A 3,328-nucleotide genomic window follows, 5' to 3' on the forward strand; every position below is an offset into this window, starting at 1 on the left:
CCAAAAACAGCAGGGGTGGCAAGCTTTTTTTGTCGAAAACCGCATAAAATCAATAAAAACTTAGGGTATGTCTTTAAAACTTTTGACAATACCTTATGAAGTTAAGAAGGGATCGTATGAAAATTACTATTAAAGAAATTGCGAAATTAGCGGGTGTGTCACCAGGTACGGTATCGAAAGTGTTAAATAACTATCATGATGTCGGTGAGGAAACGAAAAAAAAAGTGCTAGAAATTATGGAGCAGACTGGGTATGTCGCTGCTCGCATTCAAAAAGATACTGCTCATAAGTCGAGAGTAGTTGGTGTTATTTATGCGGGAGAAATTAATGCGGATTTTAACCATCCCTTTTTTATCGAGGTGATGAATTCTTTTAAAAAAACAATGGGGGCGTTCGGTTATGATCTTCTCTTTTTTTCAAATGAGCGATTTGAAGAGGGAGAGGAAGATTATTACGAGCGAGCGATGCGCTACAAAGTCGATGGGGTAATCATTATTAGTGGTGAAAAAGTGCAACCGTCCATTTATCGTTTAGACATGAGCGACATTCCATGTATCGGCGTAGATATTCCGCTCGAGGGAAGCCGTTCGGCATACATTATGACAGATAACTATAAAATTTCCGCGAAAGTCGTAGAACACTTTTATTTATGTGGCTATCGCCATATCGGCTACATTGGCGGTTTGCCTGGGGCACAAGTGACAAAAATTCGCGAAGAAGGATTTCGTAACACGATGAAAGAATTTGGGTTAACTATTCATGATGAATGGTTCGCCCAAGGGGATTTTTTTATGGAAAGTGGCTATGAGGCAATGAAAAAAATATTACAATCGTCACATCATCCTGAAGCGATATTTGCGGCGTCAGATTTAATGGCCTTTGGTGCGATGAAAGCGGTAAAAGAAAGAGGGTTAAAAGTGCCTGAGGATATCGCAATTGTTGGATGTGATGATATCGAGGCATGCAATTATACTGATCCGCCATTAACTTCGGTTCGCCAAGATAAAGAAAAAATTGGGCGGCTTGCCGCATATATGTTACGAGATATTATACACCGTCAATTTCAGCCGAAAGCAGTCATGGTTGAACCTGAATTAATTATTCGAGAGTCTTGCGGAAGCAATCGGTTGTACGGATTGATGTCTGGGAAAATGTAAAGAAAGCCCCCTAATTGTTACAAAGGGGGCTACGAATGTTCCTCATTTTCAACCACATGTTTTAAAATAGACAACTTATTCTCCCAGAAGCGTTCATAAAATGCGAGCCATTGTTTTAACTCTAATAACGGTTCCGTATGGAGATGATAAATTTTTTCTCTCCCAGATTTTCGACTTTGGACTAAATTTGCTTCGGCGAGAATGTTTAAATGTTTTGTAATGGCTGTTCGGCTAATTGGAAAATGGGCTGCAATAGCAGAGATGGGTAGTTCTTTTTTTTCAGCTAATAAACGTAATACATCTCTTCTTGTTTTGTCCGCAATGGCTTGAAAAACATCGTGTTTTTTTGCTGGCGCCACGTATTATGCCACAACCTTTCGAAGCTTTTCCAAAATTCCTGTCCAACCTTGTGCCATTCGATCACGAACAACAGATTGTTTCTCATTTGCTTTCGGAAGAATATCATCTGCGCTGCCCCATCCCCCGTGAATGAGGGTAAACTCTGTTTTGTCGCCTAAGTCTTTTAAAATGAAAGAGACGATCCATCCATCCTTATCCCACGAAAATGAAAGGATACGAGGTTGTTCTATTTTTAACACTTTGCACGGTGAAGAGCCAAAAGGAGTTTGTAAGTGAAACTCATGTCCTTCAATTGGTTGAAAATCATTTGGCATAAACCATGAAGCTATTCCTTCAGATGTAGACACCATATTCCATACTTTTTGAATTGGCGCTTCAATGATGATTGTTTGTTGAATATCTTGTACCATTTGGCTCATAAATGATCCTCCTAAAATATATAACCTTTTAGTTTCGTTTTTTATTATATGAAACCTTAAGGTGTTATGTCAAATTCTTTCCTCACTTTCCTCATGCAAGATGTTTATCATTGTCATACATGCGTTCATCGATTTTATAGGAAAAATCGGTTATAAAGAGATGAGTGATGTATTTTTGAAAAAGTTGTGAACAAGGTATTGACTTGTCTGAGGGGAGTCGATATAATGTAAAACGTAATTACGAAACAGGGATTCCTGTTTTTTATTTTTACATTTCATTCGACAAATTTCTACTTTTTCTGCATATGCGGGTGTAGTTTAGTGGTAAAACCTCAGCCACGAGCGACGCATCGTCGAATAAGCAGCGAGTTGCCTCGACGCATCGATCATCATCGAGTAGGCGAGTAGAGGAAGAGGCATGGTAGGGCGTGCTGAATGATGATAGGCATAGTCAATTTAAGTATGCGGGTGTAGTTTAGTGGTAAAACCTCAGCCTTCCAAGCTGATGTCGTGGGTTCGATTCCCATCACCCGCTCCATACATACGGGGACAACGCAGTGTTTCGTTTCGAAGATGAACGGGGCATTGCGTTTTTTTATTTTACTTGCCCCGTATTGGTTTATATGTTATATGATGAGTTTAGTATGTGCTGTACCACCGTGAATTTGGATAAACATCTCTTTCATCGCTTGCAACATTTGTTCACATTGTATTTCTGTAAACGAAGGTAAGAAGTATACGACTTGAATGGCGTGAGTTGTTTGCTCTGTGACCATTGTTCGCTTCGAATCAACGATTGGGCTGCCGAACGAACCTTGAGCGTCTTTTGTGACGAGTTTTCGTTCAAAGTTTGTTATCCGATCATTGATGCCTATATATTCATCTGCTTGCGTACCGATCGTGACAACGATATCTCCTGTTAGATGATCCCGATCATAAATGCCGATCGGTAGTTTATAATATAAGGAAAAAAAGTTATTCACATCAGCAGCTGAGTGAATGGATGGAATAAAGCTTTGCTTGTGCACACGACGAAGCAAACTTTCGGACGAAGGGCGATAACGGCTCGGATCGGTGCCAATTTGTTTAAAGACAGATCGCCATTCTTTCACTTCTGGCCATTCACCTAGCGGAGTTTGCTCCATATCGAAATATAGCAACTCTTGAAATTGGCGAAGCTTTCCTTTCAACATGTTAGGGGACGGACCGACAACGATTTGATCGTATGTAAGGACGCCGATTTTAAAATGAGATACGCGCTGTTTTACCGTGTCACAAATGGTTAACATATCGTTCACTCCTCGTATAGTATGTTTAGAAAGATTTTTAAATCGAACTTCCAGTTCGATACGCTCCTTGACAATCGTATATTCTTGGGTGACTTGCCCACGG

4 protein-coding genes and 1 tRNA gene are annotated in these 3,328 nt (G+C 40.1%); 2 read left to right on the plus strand and 3 right to left on the minus strand.

The annotated features are described in order from the left end of the window. Positions 1-95 precede the first annotated feature (95 nt). On the plus strand, positions 96-1,157 hold the full coding sequence (locus ASC42_RS13500; protein WP_072242761.1) for a LacI family DNA-binding transcriptional regulator: 1,062 nt from the start codon (positions 96-98) through the stop codon (positions 1,155-1,157). A gap of 29 nt (positions 1,158-1,186) precedes the next feature. On the opposite strand, the gene ASC42_RS13505 is transcribed toward ASC42_RS13500, so the two are convergent. Both ASC42_RS13505 and ASC42_RS13510 read right to left on the minus strand, forming a co-directional pair. Then, complete coding sequence (locus ASC42_RS13505) at positions 1,187-1,516, minus strand: ArsR/SmtB family transcription factor (protein WP_055442109.1); 330 nt, start codon at positions 1,514-1,516, stop codon at positions 1,187-1,189. Between the two features lie 3 nt (positions 1,517-1,519). Beyond that, the gene (locus ASC42_RS13510; protein WP_055442110.1) at positions 1,520-1,936 is read right to left on the minus strand and encodes an SRPBCC family protein; all 417 of its coding nucleotides are present in this window, start codon (positions 1,934-1,936) and stop codon (positions 1,520-1,522) included. A gap of 464 nt (positions 1,937-2,400) precedes the next feature. On the opposite strand from ASC42_RS13510, the gene ASC42_RS13515 reads away from it, so the two are divergent. After that, positions 2,401-2,474 (plus strand) — tRNA-Gly (locus tag ASC42_RS13515). Positions 2,475-2,562: 88 nt separating this feature from the next. On the opposite strand, the gene ASC42_RS13520 is transcribed toward ASC42_RS13515, so the two are convergent. After that, positions 2,563-3,225: a B3/B4 domain-containing protein gene (locus ASC42_RS13520; RefSeq protein WP_055442111.1), complete on the minus strand. Its 663-nt coding sequence runs from the start codon at positions 3,223-3,225 to the stop codon at positions 2,563-2,565. Positions 3,226-3,328: the final 103 nt, after the last annotated feature.

It is taken from the genome of Anoxybacillus suryakundensis, from assembly GCF_001418025.1.
In the GTDB taxonomy this organism is placed as follows: domain Bacteria; phylum Bacillota; class Bacilli; order Bacillales; family Anoxybacillaceae; genus Anoxybacillus; species Anoxybacillus tengchongensis.